General features: G+C 63.4%; 14 protein-coding genes. 9 read left to right on the top strand and 5 right to left on the bottom strand.

The genetic code is table 11. The features are described from left to right. Positions 1-52: 52 nt before the first annotated feature. Positions 53-1,060 carry an ABC transporter ATP-binding protein gene (locus tag CK910_RS06615; RefSeq protein WP_043556044.1) on the top strand — a complete coding sequence of 336 codons (1,008 nt, stop codon included), beginning with the start codon at positions 53-55 and terminating at the stop codon, positions 1,058-1,060. Positions 1,061-1,125: 65 nt separating this feature from the next. Beyond that, the gene (locus tag CK910_RS06610; RefSeq protein ID WP_098981703.1) at positions 1,126-1,785 is read left to right on the top strand and encodes an HAD family hydrolase; all 660 of its coding nucleotides are present in this window, start codon (positions 1,126-1,128) and stop codon (positions 1,783-1,785) included. Between the two features lie 23 nt (positions 1,786-1,808). Here the strand turns inward: CK910_RS06610 and CK910_RS06605 are convergent, their stop codons facing one another. Further along, positions 1,809-3,419, bottom strand: coding sequence for a sensor domain-containing diguanylate cyclase (locus tag CK910_RS06605; protein ID WP_098981700.1), 1,611 nt, complete (start codon positions 3,417-3,419; stop codon positions 1,809-1,811). Positions 3,420-3,528: 109 nt separating this feature from the next. Here CK910_RS06605 and CK910_RS06600 point away from each other — a divergent pair, with 109 nt between their 5' ends. Further along, positions 3,529-3,969 carry a DUF2214 family protein gene (locus tag CK910_RS06600; RefSeq protein ID WP_043141487.1) on the top strand — a complete coding sequence of 147 codons (441 nt, stop codon included), beginning with the start codon at positions 3,529-3,531 and terminating at the stop codon, positions 3,967-3,969. 412 nt (positions 3,970-4,381) lie between these two features. Further along, positions 4,382-5,281: a DMT family transporter gene (locus CK910_RS06595; protein ID WP_098981697.1), complete on the top strand. Its 900-nt coding sequence runs from the start codon at positions 4,382-4,384 to the stop codon at positions 5,279-5,281. A gap of 192 nt (positions 5,282-5,473) precedes the next feature. Here the strand turns inward: CK910_RS06595 and CK910_RS06590 are convergent, their stop codons facing one another. Both CK910_RS06590 and CK910_RS06585 read right to left on the bottom strand, forming a co-directional pair. Continuing rightward, positions 5,474-6,331 carry an AraC family transcriptional regulator gene (locus CK910_RS06590; RefSeq protein WP_098981695.1) on the bottom strand — a complete coding sequence of 286 codons (858 nt, stop codon included), beginning with the start codon at positions 6,329-6,331 and terminating at the stop codon, positions 5,474-5,476. Then, entirely contained in the window at positions 6,328-6,813 is a 486-nt protein-coding gene (locus CK910_RS06585) for a GNAT family N-acetyltransferase (RefSeq protein WP_098985011.1), read from the bottom strand. The genes CK910_RS06590 and CK910_RS06585 overlap by 4 nt, the downstream gene beginning before the upstream one ends. Positions 6,814-6,976: 163 nt before the next feature. On the opposite strand from CK910_RS06585, the gene CK910_RS06580 reads away from it, so the two are divergent. Then, positions 6,977-8,425 carry a catalase gene (locus tag CK910_RS06580; RefSeq protein ID WP_098981692.1) on the top strand — a complete coding sequence of 483 codons (1,449 nt, stop codon included), beginning with the start codon at positions 6,977-6,979 and terminating at the stop codon, positions 8,423-8,425. A 636-nt stretch (positions 8,426-9,061) separates the two neighbouring features. Here the strand turns inward: CK910_RS06580 and CK910_RS06575 are convergent. Next, positions 9,062-9,388 carry a YnjH family protein gene (locus CK910_RS06575; RefSeq protein WP_098981689.1) on the bottom strand — a complete coding sequence of 109 codons (327 nt, stop codon included), beginning with the start codon at positions 9,386-9,388 and terminating at the stop codon, positions 9,062-9,064. 215 nt (positions 9,389-9,603) lie between these two features. On the opposite strand from CK910_RS06575, the gene CK910_RS06570 reads away from it, so the two are divergent. Further along, complete coding sequence (locus tag CK910_RS06570; protein ID WP_098981687.1) at positions 9,604-10,680, top strand: hypothetical protein; 1,077 nt, start codon at positions 9,604-9,606, stop codon at positions 10,678-10,680. A 159-nt stretch (positions 10,681-10,839) separates the two neighbouring features. Next, positions 10,840-11,613 carry a substrate-binding periplasmic protein gene (locus CK910_RS06565; protein WP_098981685.1) on the top strand — a complete coding sequence of 258 codons (774 nt, stop codon included), beginning with the start codon at positions 10,840-10,842 and terminating at the stop codon, positions 11,611-11,613. 54 nt (positions 11,614-11,667) lie between these two features. On the opposite strand, the gene CK910_RS06560 is transcribed toward CK910_RS06565, so the two are convergent. Further along, a complete protein-coding gene (locus tag CK910_RS06560) occupies positions 11,668-12,048 on the bottom strand; it encodes a hypothetical protein (RefSeq protein ID WP_172955256.1) in 381 nt (126 codons plus the stop codon). Between the two features lie 195 nt (positions 12,049-12,243). Here CK910_RS06560 and CK910_RS06555 point away from each other — a divergent pair, with 195 nt between their 5' ends. Together CK910_RS06555 and ydiK are read left to right on the top strand one after the other, a co-directional pair. Further along, a complete protein-coding gene (locus tag CK910_RS06555) occupies positions 12,244-13,623 on the top strand; it encodes a bifunctional NUDIX hydrolase/phosphatase PAP2 family protein (RefSeq protein ID WP_098985010.1) in 1,380 nt (459 codons plus the stop codon). After that, positions 13,620-14,705: an AI-2E family transporter YdiK gene (gene ydiK / locus CK910_RS06550; RefSeq protein ID WP_172955255.1), complete on the top strand. Its 1,086-nt coding sequence runs from the start codon at positions 13,620-13,622 to the stop codon at positions 14,703-14,705. Before CK910_RS06555 ends, ydiK begins: the two co-directional genes overlap by 4 nt. Positions 14,706-14,752: the final 47 nt, after the last annotated feature.

Here is a 14,752-nt window from a genome sequence, read left to right as displayed (position 1 = left end):
CGCCCACCCCCAGCCTGGGCAGCCCATTATTCGCTTTCATCGGTGACCAACCATGTTCCATCTAGAAGTAACCCAGCTGCACAAATCCTACGGCGAGACCAAGGTGTTCGAGGGGATAGAGTTCGGCATTCGCAAGGGGGAGCTGGTGACCCTGCTCGGCCCCTCAGGCTGCGGCAAATCCACCCTGTTGCGGGCGCTGGCCGGGCTCACCCCGGTCGATGGCGGTCAGGTGCGGGTGGCCGGTGAAGAGATCACCTGGCAGGCGCCCCAGAAACGGGGCATCGGCATGGTGTTCCAGAGCTATGCCCTCTTCCCCAACATGACTGTGTGGGACAACGTGGCCTTCGGCCTCAAGATGAAGCCCCAGCCGGGACGGGAGCTGGCGGCCAGCGTGCAGGAGGCCTTGAGTCTGGTGGAGCTGGATGGCTTAGAGCGCCGCTATCCGAGCGAGCTCTCCGGTGGCCAGCGCCAGCGGGTCGCCCTGGCCCGCGCCCTGGTGGTGCGGCCAAGGATCCTGTTGCTGGACGAGCCGCTCTCGGCCCTCGATGCCCGCATCCGCCGCAGCCTGCGCTTGCAGATCCGCGAGATCCAGCAGCGCCTCGAGCTCACCACCATCTTCGTCACCCACGATCAGGAAGAAGCGCTGACCATGTCGGACCGGATCTTCCTGATGAACAAGGGATCCATAGTCCAGAGCGGCACGCCTGAGCAGATCTACACCCGCCCCGCCAGCGAGTTTGTGGCGAGCTTTATCGGCAACTACAACCTGCTGAACGCAGAGCAGGGCAAGTCGCTGTTCGGCCCCCGTTTTCAGGGCAAGCTGGCGCTGAGGCCGGAGTCCATCACACTGCTGCCCGCAGGGGCGACCAGTAGCGAGCCCAGCCTGCCCGGCATCGTTCGCCAGCAGCAGCTGCTCGGCAACGTCATCCGCTATCAGGTGGCGTGCGAGGCGGGGCTCTTGACGGTGGACTGCCTCAACCGCTCGGCCCGGGATCTGCTGCCGGCAGGCACAAGTGTCACTCTGGCGGTGGCCCGGGATCAGCTGTGTGAGGTAGCATAAGGCCATGTATCCCATTCTGTTTTCGGCCGGCATCAAGATGCCGGCCACCAACCCAAGGAGCCGTCATGGCACTGGCACTGTTTGATCTGGACGAGACCCTGATTGCCGGGGATTCCGCCAGCCTCTGGCTGGAGTACATGGTGGCCCAGGAGCTGGCCCCGGCGGACATGATTGCCGAAGAGCAGGCCATGATGTCCCTCTACCATCAGGGCAAGATGGACATGCATCAGTACATGGCCTTCACCCTGCGGCCGCTGGCGGGCAAGTCGCGCCAGTGGCTCGGCCAGCAGTGCCAGCACTTCGCCGAGCAGGTGCTGCGGGCACGCATCTACCCGGAAGGGTTGGCGCGCATCGAGTGGCATAGGGAGCGCGGCGACGAGCTGGTACTGATCTCCGCCTCCGGCGAGCATCTGGTGGCGCCCATGGCGCAGATGCTGGGGATGGATCACTGCGTCGCCATACTGCTGGATGAGGAAGAGGGCATGCTGACCGGCCAGACTCGCGGCACACTCAGCTTTCGGGAAGGCAAGGTGGCCCGCATCAACCAGCTCTTCGCCGGGAACGATAACCTCTGGCAGGAGAGCCACGGTTACAGCGACTCCCACAACGACCTGCCACTGCTGCGGGCTGTGACCCATCCCCATGCAGTCAATCCGGCTCCCGGCCTGCGTCAGGTCGCAGTCGAGCAGGCCTGGCCCACCCTGGACTGGCAGTTGGTCGGCTGATCGACTGAATGAAGAAGAGGCCATCAGGCCTCTTCGTTGCTCAACAGGCTGCCTTTTGGCAAGCTCCCCTCTCCGGCCACCAGTTCCTGCGGCTTGCCCAGGTAGATGCGGTTCTTGCCATCGCGCTTGGCGCGGTAGACCTCGGCATCGGCCACCTCCAGCAGCGTCTGGCCGTGCGTCACTCCATGGCTGGCCACCAGCCCGCCACTCAAGGTGAGTCTGAGGCCAGGCTCGCGCCAGTCCAGTGACTCCACCCCCTTGCGAAACTGTTCCAGCAGCATCAGGCAGAAGTGGGTATCCGGGTTGACCATCAGCACCACCAGCTCCTCCCCGCCGTAACGGCAGACCCAGCCATGATCCCCCAGCAGCCGCATGGCCAGCTTGGACACCCGCTTGAGCACCACGTCCCCGGTCTGGTGGCCATAGTTGTCGTTGACCCGCTTGAAGTCATCGAGATCGACCATGGCCAGGCAGAAGGGCTGGTGTTCGAGCAACAGCCGGGTCAGGCGTTCGTCGAAGAAGCGGCGATTGTAGAGGCCGGTCAGCTTGTCCAGATGGGCCTGCTGGCGCGCCTCGTGATAATCCTTGCCCACCTCGGCCAGCTCGGCGTAGACGTCCTTGAGCTCACGCATCCCGCCTTGGGGCACGTCATCGGGTTGGGTCCGGCTGGCCCGGATCATGGAGGAGATCTCGTCGAGCATGCGGCGGAAATAGCGGGACCACACCAGTGCCAGCACGAAATAGAGCACGCAGGCCAGCGCCACCATCAGCAGCACGTTGAGGGAGACCCTGTCGATCGCGGCCTGGACGCTGGCCGCCGGTTGCACGCTGATGAGCACCCAGTTGCGTTCAGGCAACTTGCTGTAGGCCACGAACAGCTGGGAGGCCTTGTCCAGGAAGATGCCATCCCCCTGCTTGAAGCGGGAGAGCCACTGGGGATGGGTCATGGGCTTGAGCAACTGGGCGGGATCCGGGTGCACCAGCACCTTGCCGGACTGGTTGACTATCATCTGGTACCCGTTGTCAGCCTGGCGGTTCAGCTGGGCCGAGAAGGGCGCCAGGATGGCATCGACCGCAAACACCCCCCGCACCTTGCCGCTGGCATCGGTCAGGGCCCGCGCCAGGGCGATCACCAGGTTGCCATTGGTATAGTCGTAGTAGGGCTCGGTCCAGACTATCTTGCCCAGATGCTGGCTGGCCAGCAGGTACCAGGGGCGCACCCTGGGATCGAAGTTGGCATCCGCCTCCCACTTGGGGTAAATCAGCATCTGGCGCTCGGCCGTGCCGACATAGATGTAGATGAGATCGGCCATGACCCCCTTGTAGAGCCGCCACTCCTTCAGATAGGTCTCGGTATTGTACAGGCGGGGGCCGCTGATATCTTCCACCTTCACTTGGTCGTAGATAAGCGTAAACTGCCGTTCCATCTCCTGGAGATAGGGCTCGATGAAGACGTGACGCAACTGGTGATTGGTGGCGAGCAGACGCTGCTGCAACTCGTTTTGCAGGCTGCGTTCCATGTGCAGATAGTAGATGCCGCCCAGCATCAGCACGGGAATGAACAGCAGCAGCAAGCCCAGCCGCATCCGGGCAACCAGGGACCAGGTTTTCTTGGAGACAACACGCTTATCCAACCCGGACTCCTGCTACCGTCAGACATGATGTAGTGTCAGAATATCAGCACCACGGGATGGCGTCCAAAAGGAAGCTGGTTATGTGCTCAACAAGAGGTAATCGACACGGATGTTGAACCCGGATCTGCTGATGGCGCTGCACTATTGCGCCGTGATCACCCTGACCGGGGCCATCACCTCAGAGTATTTTCTGTTCCGGCGCGGCATGTCCATCGAACAGGTGCGCAAGCTGCTGCTGGCCGACGGCCTGGCGGCGCTGGCCCTGCTGCTCATCTTCATCACGGGGGTGTTGCAGGTGCTCGCCCACCCCGACGAGCCCGCCGTGCTGCTAGCCAACCCCGGCTATCGCACCAAGCTGCTGCTGTTCTTCGTGATGGCCATCAGCTTTGGCTACCCCAGCCGCCTCTTCTATCGCTGGCGCCGCTCCCTTCGCCAGGGTCGGGCCCCCATGGTCTCCATCCAGCAGCAGTTCTGGGTGATCTGGATCCTGCGCGGCAACCTCTTGCTGCTCGCCCTCATTCCCCTGCTGGCCAGACTCGCCAACAGCTGAAGGCAGCCGCCATGAAACCGCAATAACGGCTGATCCTGAGCCTGGGCAGCAAGGCTCTTGCTGCTCACCCTCATCCTCCTGCTGGCCAGACTCGCCAACAGCTGAAGGCAGCTGCCATGAAACCGCAATAACGGCTGATCCTGAGCCTGGTCAGCAAGGCTCTTGCTGCTCACCCTGATCCCCCTGCTGGCCAGACTTGCCAGCAGCTGAAGGCGACGCTTATTCAGCAGCCATACGGATCAATCCGGCCCCTGCACGGCCATTCTGCGGCTGCCACCCTTTTCCCCTCGCTGCCCCTCCTGCGGACCAAACTCGCGAGCGTTAAAGACAAATCCCCCCGCACACGGTTATCTTGGTGGCTGGAGTTTTGCGGACGGGCGCCTGCCCGCCACCTTTTCAGGGATGAATTCGTATGCGTTCGAACATGATGTTACTGATGGCCGCCGCCATCTGGGGGCTGGGCTTCGTCGCCCAGCGGCTGGGGATGGACCACATGGGGCCTTACACCTTCAACGGCCTGCGCTTTCTGTTGGGGGCCGCCTCCCTGCTGCCGCTACTGTGGTGGCTCAAGTCACGCCAGCCCACCGGTCAGTCCGGTGATCGCCGCCTGCTGCTGACCGGCGGCCTCATCGCCGGTACCGTGCTGTTCAGCGCCGCCTCGCTGCAACAGGTGGGGCTGCTCTACACCACGGCAGCCAAGGCGGGTTTCATCACAGGTCTCTACATCATACTGGTGCCGGTGATCGGGCTCGCCCTGCGCCACAAGACGGGAGCCAACACCTGGGTTGGCGCCCTCATCGCCATGGCGGGGCTCTACTACCTCAGCGTCACCGAGGATTTCACCATAGGCTACGGCGACCTGCTGCAGGTGGTGGGTGCCCTGTTCTGGGCCGTACACCTGCTGGTGCTGGATCACTACTCGAGCCGGGTCGCCCCCATTCGCCTCGCCGGCGTTCAGTTCGTGGTGTGCGGCCTGCTCAGCCTGGGTACGGCGCTGGTCATCGAGACCCCCAGTCTGAGTGGCGCGGTGGCCGGCTGGCAGGCCCTGCTCTATGCCGGTCTGGTGTCGGTTGGGGTGGGCTACACCCTGCAGGTGGTGGGGCAGCGCGGCGCCCATCCGGCCCATGCCGCCATCATCCTCAGTCTGGAGACGGTGTTTGCCGCCATCGGCGGTGTGCTGCTGCTCGGCGAGACCCTGGATGAACGCGCCATGGTGGGCTGCGCCCTGATGCTGGCAGGCATGTTGATCTCCCAGATCCGCCTGCGCTGGTGGTGGAAATCGCGGCGGGACAAGGTGCCCAGCCAACCCTAGCCGAGTGGGCCAGCTTCGACCTGTCGTCTGATGCTGGCCCACATGCCTGATCTCCCATATCCGGCTGCGTTGGTGGTGGAAATCGAGGCGGGACAAGGTGCCGAGCCAACCCTGACGTTACAGGCATGCCGGAACTCCAGTCCCCCCAAACAAAACGAGGCGCCCAGGGCGCCTCGTTTTATTGCCGTCTGCCTAGCGCACGCTGGAGAAGAAACTCACATCGTCGCGCAGGGGATCGTAGCTGACGCTGTGATAGAGCTCGAAGCAGGGGCCGTCGCCGAACGCCAGCCCGGCCGCGACTATGTCGCCTATGTGCTCCTGCCAGCGCGGTCGGTACTGGTTGCGGTCGGTGATGAGGTAACGGGACTGGGCATAACGCCCGGCGGGGATGAGCTGGGTTTCCACCTCCCCCTCGCCCCGGGTCTGGACAGGCACTGTGATGCCGATGTCGGTGCGGCACTGGGCAGGCGGCGTCACCTCGGGGTTGTCGTGGTAGATGAAGATCCACTCCCCGTCCTCCAGCCCGCGCGCAGCAGCCCACTGGTGCAGGCGGTTGCTGACGGCGTCATAGCCCTCGCCATAGGGGCCAGTGACCCTGACATAGGCCAGGGTGCGGGCATCCATCTCGACGGTTTTCATGGTGTTGCTCCTTGCTGATGAGTGGCCTTCAGCATAAGGGGACGGGCCGTTCCATGCGTGTCCTTCCTTGCTCTCATGGTGTCCGTTCTTGCCCTTGTCGCGGCGAAACGCTCCCGGGGTGCAGCCATAGTGACGACGAAACGCCTTGGCAAAGGCCTGGGAGCTGCCGAGCCCCGCCCCCAGGGCGATGGCGGTGACGCTGGCATCGGTATAGCAGAGCTGCCAGGCCGCCCGCTGCATGCGCAGCCGGCGACACATCTCGCCGGGGGACTCCCCCACCACGGCGGTGAACACCCGGTGGAAGTGATAGAGGGAGAGACAGGCCCGCTCCGCCAGCGCTTCGATGGAGAGATCCGGCTCCTGCTCCAGTGCCCGCAGCACAGGGATGAGCCGGCGGCGGTAGTCGATCATGGCCGGATCCTCGCCATGTAGAGGGCATCCACGTACTCACCCTGACGGAAGGCGTAGCCACGGGCCAGCCCCTCCTCGACGAAGCCGAACTTGCGATAGAGCGCCTGCGCCCCCGGATTGTCGGTATAGACGGTGAGCTCGACACGTTGCAGGTTGAGCCAGTTGTCGGCCATCTCCAGCGCGGCCCCCAACAGGGCCGAGCCTATGCCCTTGCCGGCCCAGTCATCCCGCACCCCCATGCCGATACAAGCCACGTGTTTGCGCCTGGGATTGGGCTCGATATGCAGCGAGAGCTGGCCCACCAGCAGGCCGTCGACCTCGGCCACCAGCGCCACCACGCTGCCGTTCTCCAACCGCTTCTGCCAGACGCTCAGGGTCGGATAGGGCAGTTGCAGGGTGCCCGCCTGGGCGTTGGGCATGGCATAGAGATCCCGCAAGGCGGGAGCATCGGCCGGTTCGGCGTGACGAATGGTGATCTGCATCTGAGGCTCCTTCTCGAAAACCTCATCATGCAGCATCAGAAGGGTCCGGTCATCCCCCCAGCCCCACCCATTTGTGATGCCTATCAAAGGGCGAGGGAAGGCCCATTGGTTCCGGGGTTTTTCCTTGTTATAGACTCAAGGCTCACCAACAAGGAGAAGCACCATGAACGACAAGACCCTGCACAGTGCCAATGGCGCCCCCGTTGTCGACAACAACAACAGCCTCACCGCCGGCCCCCGTGGCCCAGTGCTGATGCAAGACATCTGGTTGATGGAAAAGTTGGCTCACTTCGATCGGGAACGGATCCCGGAGCGGGTGGTTCACGCTAAGGGCTCGGGCGCTTACGGCACCTTTACCGTGACCCATGACATCAGCCAGTTCAGCAAGGCCAACCTGTTCAATGCCGTCGGCAAACAGACCCCCGTCTTCCTGCGCTTCTCCACCGTGGCCGGCGAGAAGGGGGCGGCCGACGCCGAGCGCGACGTGCGCGGCTTCGCCCTCAAGTTCTACACAGAGCAGGGCAACTGGGATCTGGTGGGCAACAACACCCCGGTCTTCTTCATCCGCGATCCGCTGAAATTCCCGGACTTCATCCACACCCAGAAGCGGGATCCGCGCACCAACCTGCGCAGCGCCACCGCCGCCTGGGACTTCTGGTCCCGTCATCCGGAATCCCTGCACCAGGTCACCATCCTCTTCAGCGACCGCGGCATCCCCAAGAGCCTGCGGGAGATGAACGGCTACGGCAGCCATACCTTCAGCTTCATCAACGACGCGAGCGAACGTTTCTGGGTCAAGTTCCACTTCAAGACCGAGCAGGGCCACAGCTTCTACACAGATGAAGAGGCGGCCAATGCCGTCGGTCAGGACAGAGAGACCAGCCAGGCGGATCTGTTCAACGCCATCGAGCGGGGCGACTTCCCGCGCTGGAAGGTCTATGTGCAGGTGATGCCGGAGGCCGAGGCCCAGACCTACCAGATCCACCCGTTCGACCTCACCAAGGTATGGCCGCACAGCGACTACCCGCTGATCCCGCTGGGGATGCTGGAGCTGAACCAGAACCCGGACAACTACTTCGCCCACGTGGAGCAGGCCGCCTTCACCCCGGCCAACGTGGTGCCCGGCATCGGCTTCTCGCCGGATCGCATGCTGCAGGGCCGCCTGTTCTCCTACGGTGACACCCAGCGCTATCGCCTTGGCGTCAACCACGGCCTGCTGCCGGTCAACGCACCGCGTTGCCCGTTCCACCACGGTGCCCACCGCGACGGTGCCATGCGGGCCGACAGCAATGGCGGCGCCAGCCCCAACTACCAACCGAACCGCTTCGGCACCCAGCAGCCGAGCGAGCAGCACGAGCCGGCGCTGAGTCTGGAAGGGGCCGCCCTGCACTACGATTTTCGCGACTACGACAGCGACTACTACAGCCAGCCGGGCAACCTGTTCCGCATCATGGATGAGGGGCAACGTTCACGCCTCGCCGCCAACCTGGCCCGCTCCCTCATCAATGTGGAGGATGACGCCATAGTCGCGGCCCAGCTCAAGCACTTCGAGCAGGCCGACCCCGAGTACGCCAAACGGGTCGAACTGGCACTGGCCGCCCTGCAACGCTAAGTCGCAGGCAGCCAACATCTGCAAAAGCAAAACGGGGGCCTGCTGGCCCCCGTTCTCGTCATGACGGTGCTTGATAAATAAAAAACGGAGCCCGAGGCTCCGTTTTCACTGCGGTATCAATCCAGGACGCAGCGCCCTCGCGCTCTTCCCGCTCCCTTGCCAACAAGCGTTTGTACCGCCCGCTGCGGCAACCAAGCTGTGCATTGGAAAAGCGGCACAGTTACCCGCCTGCGGTGATGAATAAAAAACGGAGCCCGAGGCCCCGTTTTTCACTGCGGTATCAATCCTGGACGCAGCGCCCTCGCGCTCTTCCCGCTCCCTTGCCAACAAGCGTTTGTACCACCCGTTACGGCAACCAAGCTGTGCATTGGAAGAGCGGCACAGTTACCCGCCTGCGGTGATGAATAAAAACGGAGCCCGAGGCTCCGTTTTTCACTGCGGTATCAATCCCGGACGGAACGCGCTTCGCGCTCTTCCCGCTCCCTTGCCAACAAGCGTTTGTACCACCAGCTACTGCGACGACGTTGTGCATTGGAAGAGCGACGAGCCATTTCTTAGGTTCCAGCCAAGAGAGGAAAAGAGCCGCATTATGCGATAGAGGTCACGTCCATGTCTTTAGCTGGATCAAGAAAAGCCTCACTGACCCACGCTGATGGTGCTGCTATTCGCCACCTTATCGGCCGCATGCGACGCCCTTTCAGGCTCGCGCCAGGCCAGTGGCCCGTTGCTCTCCAGCGCGTTTTGCGGGCCGCACTCCAGCCAGCTGTCGCCCTGTTGAATGCGGGCACCCAGCGAATATTTCTGATCCTGATACCAGCAGACTCGCTCCGGCAACGACCCCAGCGGCAGCACCAGCTCGGTTCCCGCCTGCACCCGTGTCACGTCGGCTGGCCCGGCGACGGCAGTCGCACTGCCCAGCCAAACCAGCAGCAGGCAACCCACCCCACACTTGCTTGCATTCATGGTGTCACTCCTTGCTCAGTACGGAATGAAAGCGACCGGAAACGGCGCAAACTTGATTAATAAGCCATACGCCGACTGGCATTCCCAAGCCAATATGATAGCCTGCCAGCGCCTGCTCACGCCCGTCAAAACCGGCGCAGGAAAACCCCGGTGGATTTGTCGGTTCTCGACGAATATAACCTTATTAATAAAATCGTTATTTGGATATTATCCCAATGCGTATCATGCCGTTGCTCCAGGCGGCCTGCCTGAGCCTGATGTTGTCCGCCTGCGTCGCCCCCCTCTTGCTGATGAGCCCTACCAGTCAACTGATGTGGGCCCTGCTCAAGCCGCTGGTCGGTTTCGACCCCAACGAAGCCAACCTGTTCGAACAGCCCATGATCAAGGATCGAATGACCGGCATTCTGGGTCCCAATTACGACAGCACCATGCAGTTGCTCAAGACAGCCAACGAGCTGCAGCAGGAGGGCCCGCTGTTCTACGTGGTCTCCCGCTACGCCCCCGTGCCGGACGTTGCCAAGCAGGCCGGCATGGTGTGGAACTCACAGACCAACCAGATGTCCGTCATGCTGCTCAAGGGCGATGGTACACCCCAGGTATTTGGCGAGAACCTGGCCGCAGGCGCACCGACCTGGCCAAGCGAGATGCAAAACTGGCAGACGCAGGGCAACCCGACGGCCACAGCACTCTCCGGCGCCACCAACAGTCTGGCCGGCTCTGCGACCAAGAGCCTGACCGGCGCCGCCACTACCAGCTCGGTATTCGGCAGCGTGCTGGGTTCCCTGCAGCAGGGCGCCAGCAAGACCATGGCTGACACCACCAAGCAAGTAGTGAACAGCGCCACCACCTCGGCCCAGCAACAGGCCACCAAGGCCGTGACCGAGCCCGCCAAGCAAGCCGCCAGCACCACGGTACAGAAGCAGGCCAGCAAGGCCGTGACCGAACCCGCCAAGCAGGCGGCCAGCAAGACCGTGACCGGCCCCGCCAAGCAGGCGGTCAGCAGCGCCAGCGCCACGGTACAGCAGCAGGCCAGCAAGGCTGTGACCGAACCCGCCAAGCAGGCGGTCAGCAGCGCCACTACCACCGTACAGCAACAGGCCACCAAGGCCGTGGTCGAACCGACCAAGCAGGCGGTCAGCAACGCCACTGCCACAGTACAGCAGCAGGCCACCAAGGCCGTGACCGGCCCCGCCAAGCAGGCGATCAGCAGCGCCAGTGCGACCGCAACGACGACGGCGGATGCGGCCGCGCGCGCCGCTGCCGAAGCCGAGATGGAAGCCCTGCTCAAGTAAGTCCCTCCCCAGGCCATCGCAAGATGGCCTGGCTGTTTTCCTTCTCCCTAGCTCCCCGTCACAGCTGCTCGCCATCCACGCTACCGGGTGCGTGAAATCATGAACTTCTCGACATAGCCCCCTAAACTGGAAGGACGATTTGTTGCAAGGAGTGCTGCCATGTCGCGTCTGCTCAGCCTGATGATCTGCTGCTGTCTGGGCACAGCACTGCCCGCCTCGGCGTTCACCTATTACTCCGAGCAGAACATGCCGTTCAACGGCCAGGATGAGAAGGGCAACAGCACCGGCCTGGCGGTCGAGCTGCTGCGGCTGATGTGGCAGGAGATGGGGGAACCGGAACAACCCATCCACTTCATGCCCTGGGCCAAGGCCTGGTATCTGCTGACCCAGCAGCCGGATGCCGTGCTGTTCACCACGGCCCGCACCCAGGCGCGGGATCCCCACTTCCTCTGGGTCTGCCCCATCAGCCACTCCCGGGTGTCGCTGGTGGGCCGCAAGCGGGATGCCCCCAGGGTGGCCAGCAAGGCCGATCTCGCCAGGCTGCAGATCGGCGTCATGCAGGCGGATGTGGGGGAACAACTGCTGCTCAACCGGGGCATCAGCCCCGCCAACCTGATGGCGGTGGAGCGGATGGATCAGGTGGTGCGCCAGCTCATCATGGCCCGCACCGATCTGGTGGCCGGCAACGAGGTGATGCTGTTCCATCAGGCCAGACAATTGGGCTTTCCATCGGACACCTTCGTCACGGTCGCCACCCTGGCGGAGCAGGACAACTGCTTTGCCTTCAACCCCGCCGCCGACAAACAGCAGGTCGCCCGCTTGCAACAGGCGCTCGACAAGGTCAGACAGGGGGAGGCTTTCAAGCGACTTATCGCCCGCTATCAGGATGTGGTGCAGTCACCGCCGGCGGATCACCTGCCCACTATCGAGTGAACACAAGATGCAAACAGGCCACCCGAAGGTGGCCGGTTTCATGGTGTCGCCTGCTTACTGGAAGTGGCTGTCGTGCTCGGACTTCTTGGTCTGGGCACCTTCGCTGTGCTCGATGGCGGTGCGGATGAGGTCCACCCCGGCACGGATGATCAAGACCCCCATGTTGACCAGCTTGACGCAGACCCACATGAAGGTGATGAGCAGTATCAGCTTGAGTACCGTCTGGAACGCCTCCAGGAAATTCTGCTCCAGCTGGCCGGTGAGGCCGTTGGCACTGGTCATCAGCCAGGTGTAGACCTCGCGCACGAACGGGATGCGGCTCGGCATCTCCAGCACGTCCAGGGCGGCGGGCAGGGCCTGGAAGATAACTATGCTGCCGAACAGTATCAGAATGACGCCGATGGCGATGCCCAGAAAAAAACCAAACTGTTTCATGGAAGGTCCCAAGGTTTGCTGCATGAAAATAACATAGCTGCCAATACTAGGGACTGCCTCACCACAGGGCAATCCTTGTGCGCAGGCTGGGCCAGAGCCAAACCCGCCATCCGGTGGGCCCCTGGCAGGAAACCATTGCCCAACTATCTGATTTCTGTGACCCTTGCGCCCATAGTCCCCCAACGCTCAGGCACCATGTTCCGTTCCTGTTTTTTACTGCTCTGCGCCCTGCTGCTGACACTGCCTGTCTCGGCCGCCCCCACGGCCGCCGTCTGCGTGGTCAAACATCAACAACAGCTGCTGCTGGTGCAGGACAGGGTCTCCTCCCGCTACAGCCTGACCGGCGGTTACATAGACGCGGGCGAGACGCCGCAACAGGCGGCACTGCGCGAGCTGTTTGAAGAGACAGGTCTGCGCGGCAGGATCATCGCCGAGCTGGGACCATGGCAGCGCGCCGTGCTGTTTGCCTGCCAGACACTGGAACCCATCCGGGCGCAGACAGGTTCGGGCTTCGTCTCCCTGCTGCGGGCCCCCAACCTGGGCGGCGAGATCCTCAACGCCAGGCTGATAGCCCCATCCCGGCTGCCTGACGGGCAGCGCCGCTTTCCGGCGCAGCTCGACTGGCTGGCCCCCCAGCTGGCCGACATCCCCGACAGCCCGGTGCTGTGGCTGCCGGATTTCAGCGGTGAAGGCAATGCTCTGCACCGGGCGGAAGTCCCGCTGATACAGCGCTTGCAGCGCTGGATCGGGGCCAGTGCCCCCTGGCTTGATGCCAGCAATCTGTTTGGTTCAGCCGCCTTTCAGCTTGCCCTGCTACCCTTGCTGCTGCCGCTGCTGGGCTGGCCCCGTCTGCGTCAGCTGTTGCTGGCCATGCTGACCCTCACCCTGCTGGTTCAGCTAGCCAAAGAGGGCACAGGCTGGCCCAGACCCTTCCATCTCGATCCCGCGCTGGCGCACGTAAGTGCCCAGGGCTTTGGCATGCCGAGCGGTCACGCCGCCTCGGCTCTGCTGTTCTGGGGCCTGCTGCTCAGATGGTGCTGGCCCGCCAACCCCTGGCGCGGCGCCTCGCTGGCACTGCTGCTGGCGGCCCTGACCGGGCTGGCCCGGGTCTGGCTCGGCGTCCACTTCCTGTCGGATGTGGCGGCGGGATTGCTGCTGGGCGCCCTGATGCTGACGATCCATTCCGGTTTGTCCGGCATGGCTGCCCGGCCATGGATCTGGGGCGGGCTCAGCCTCATCTGCACACTGGCCGCCTGGTGGAGCCAATCCTCGGCGCTGGCAGGCCTGGCCATGTTCAGTCTGGGTCTGACCCTCGGCATGCGGCTGCCATTGCCGCGAGAGCGGCAAAAACCCTGGTACACCCTGGCGATCACCCTGCTCGGCGGCCTGCCCCTCGGGGCGCTGCTGTGGGCGTTGCCATTCTGGCTGACCAGCTCCTGGCTCATCCTGCTCGGCCAGTGGCTACTCTATGGTTGCCTGGGGCTCTGGTTGAGCGCCGGCCTCTGGTGGATACTCTCACTCATGAACTCTGACCCGCTACCCAAGGGCTCCGGCCCCGACAAGGGATTGCTATGAATATGAAAAAAGTGGACTTGGCCAAGATAACCCTGGGGGTGCTGTTTCTCAGCATCCTCATCATCTCGTGCTTCATGGTGCTGCGCCCCTTCCTGCCCGCACTGGTGTGGGCCACCATGATCACCATAGCCACCTGGCCCCTGATGCGGATGGCCCAGCGCCTGCTGTGGGGCAAGCGCGCCCTGGCGGCGCTGGTGATGACCAGCATACTGCTGCTGATCTTCGTCATCCCGCTGTTCATGGCGCTGGCCAATGTGGCGGAGAAGGCGCCCATGCTGATCGAGCTCGGCACCACCATCAGCCATTCGCCGCCGCCCGAGCTGCTCTGGCTGCAGCAGATACCGTTGGTGGGCGGCAAGCTCTACGACTTCTGGCAGCAGATCCTGGCGAGCGGTGGTCAGGTGCTGTTTACCAAGCTGGCACCCTATTTTGGCCAGACTGCCCGCTGGCTCGCCTCCCAGGCCGGCAATCTGGGCTTGCTGTTCGTCCACTTCCTGCTGACCGTTGCCATCTGCGGCCTGCTCTACCACTCGGGTGAGAAGGCAGCCGACGGGATCCGCCGCTTCGCCCACCGCCTGGCGGGGGAGCGTGGTGACAATGCCACAGTGCTGGCTTCCCAGGCGATCCGCGCCGTGGCCATGGGGGTGGTGGTCACAGCCCTGGTGCAATCTTCGGTAGCCGGGGTCGGCCTGCTGATTGCCGGCATCCCCTACACCATGATCCTGGTGGTGGTGATGTTCCTGCTGATCGTCGCCCAGATCGGCCCCTTCCCCGTGCTGCTGGCCTGTGTCGGCTACCTCTACTGGAGCGGCGACACCACCTGGGGCACCTTCCTGCTGGTCTGGTCACTGCTGGCGGGCACCATGGACAACTTCCTGCGCCCCTTCCTTATCAAACGCGGGGCGGATCTGCCGCTTATTCTCATCCTGGTGGGGGTCATCGGCGGCCTGCTGGCGATGGGGATCATCGGCCTCTTTATCGGCCCCGTGGTGCTGGCGGTGGGCTACACCCTGCTGGATGCCTGGATCAAGGAGGGTGACCAACCGGCGATCGCTATTGTTGCGCCGCCCAAGGCCGAGTGACGATTCAGCCATAAATAGCTGATGCAAAGAGCCGCCCATTGGGCGGC

The sequence above is a fragment of the Aeromonas sp. CA23 genome, from assembly GCF_002587065.1.
In the GTDB taxonomy this organism is placed as follows: domain Bacteria; phylum Pseudomonadota; class Gammaproteobacteria; order Enterobacterales; family Aeromonadaceae; genus Aeromonas; species Aeromonas bestiarum.
This window is presented reverse-complemented; position numbering and strand designations above follow the sequence as displayed.

Coding starts and splice junctions, on each gene's coding strand:
- CK910_RS06565 (WP_098981685.1), top strand. CDS start 10,840: ATGTCGCGTCTGCTCAGCCTGATGATCTGCTGCTGTCTGGGCACAGCA.
- CK910_RS06570 (WP_098981687.1), top strand. CDS start 9,604: ATGCGTATCATGCCGTTGCTCCAGGCGGCCTGCCTGAGCCTGATGTTG.
- CK910_RS06575 (WP_098981689.1), bottom strand. CDS start 9,388: ATGAATGCAAGCAAGTGTGGGGTGGGTTGCCTGCTGCTGGTTTGGCTG.
- CK910_RS06580 (WP_098981692.1), top strand. CDS start 6,977: ATGAACGACAAGACCCTGCACAGTGCCAATGGCGCCCCCGTTGTCGAC.
- CK910_RS06600 (WP_043141487.1), top strand. CDS start 3,529: ATGTTGAACCCGGATCTGCTGATGGCGCTGCACTATTGCGCCGTGATC.
- CK910_RS06585 (WP_098985011.1), bottom strand. CDS start 6,813: ATGCAGATCACCATTCGTCACGCCGAACCGGCCGATGCTCCCGCCTTG.
- CK910_RS06595 (WP_098981697.1), top strand. CDS start 4,382: ATGCGTTCGAACATGATGTTACTGATGGCCGCCGCCATCTGGGGGCTG.
- ydiK (WP_172955255.1), top strand. CDS start 13,620: ATGAATATGAAAAAAGTGGACTTGGCCAAGATAACCCTGGGGGTGCTG.
- CK910_RS06560 (WP_172955256.1), bottom strand. CDS start 12,048: ATGAAACAGTTTGGTTTTTTTCTGGGCATCGCCATCGGCGTCATTCTG.
- CK910_RS06615 (WP_043556044.1), top strand. CDS start 53: ATGTTCCATCTAGAAGTAACCCAGCTGCACAAATCCTACGGCGAGACC.
- CK910_RS06590 (WP_098981695.1), bottom strand. CDS start 6,331: ATGATCGACTACCGCCGCCGGCTCATCCCTGTGCTGCGGGCACTGGAG.
- CK910_RS06555 (WP_098985010.1), top strand. CDS start 12,244: ATGTTCCGTTCCTGTTTTTTACTGCTCTGCGCCCTGCTGCTGACACTG.
- CK910_RS06610 (WP_098981703.1), top strand. CDS start 1,126: ATGGCACTGGCACTGTTTGATCTGGACGAGACCCTGATTGCCGGGGAT.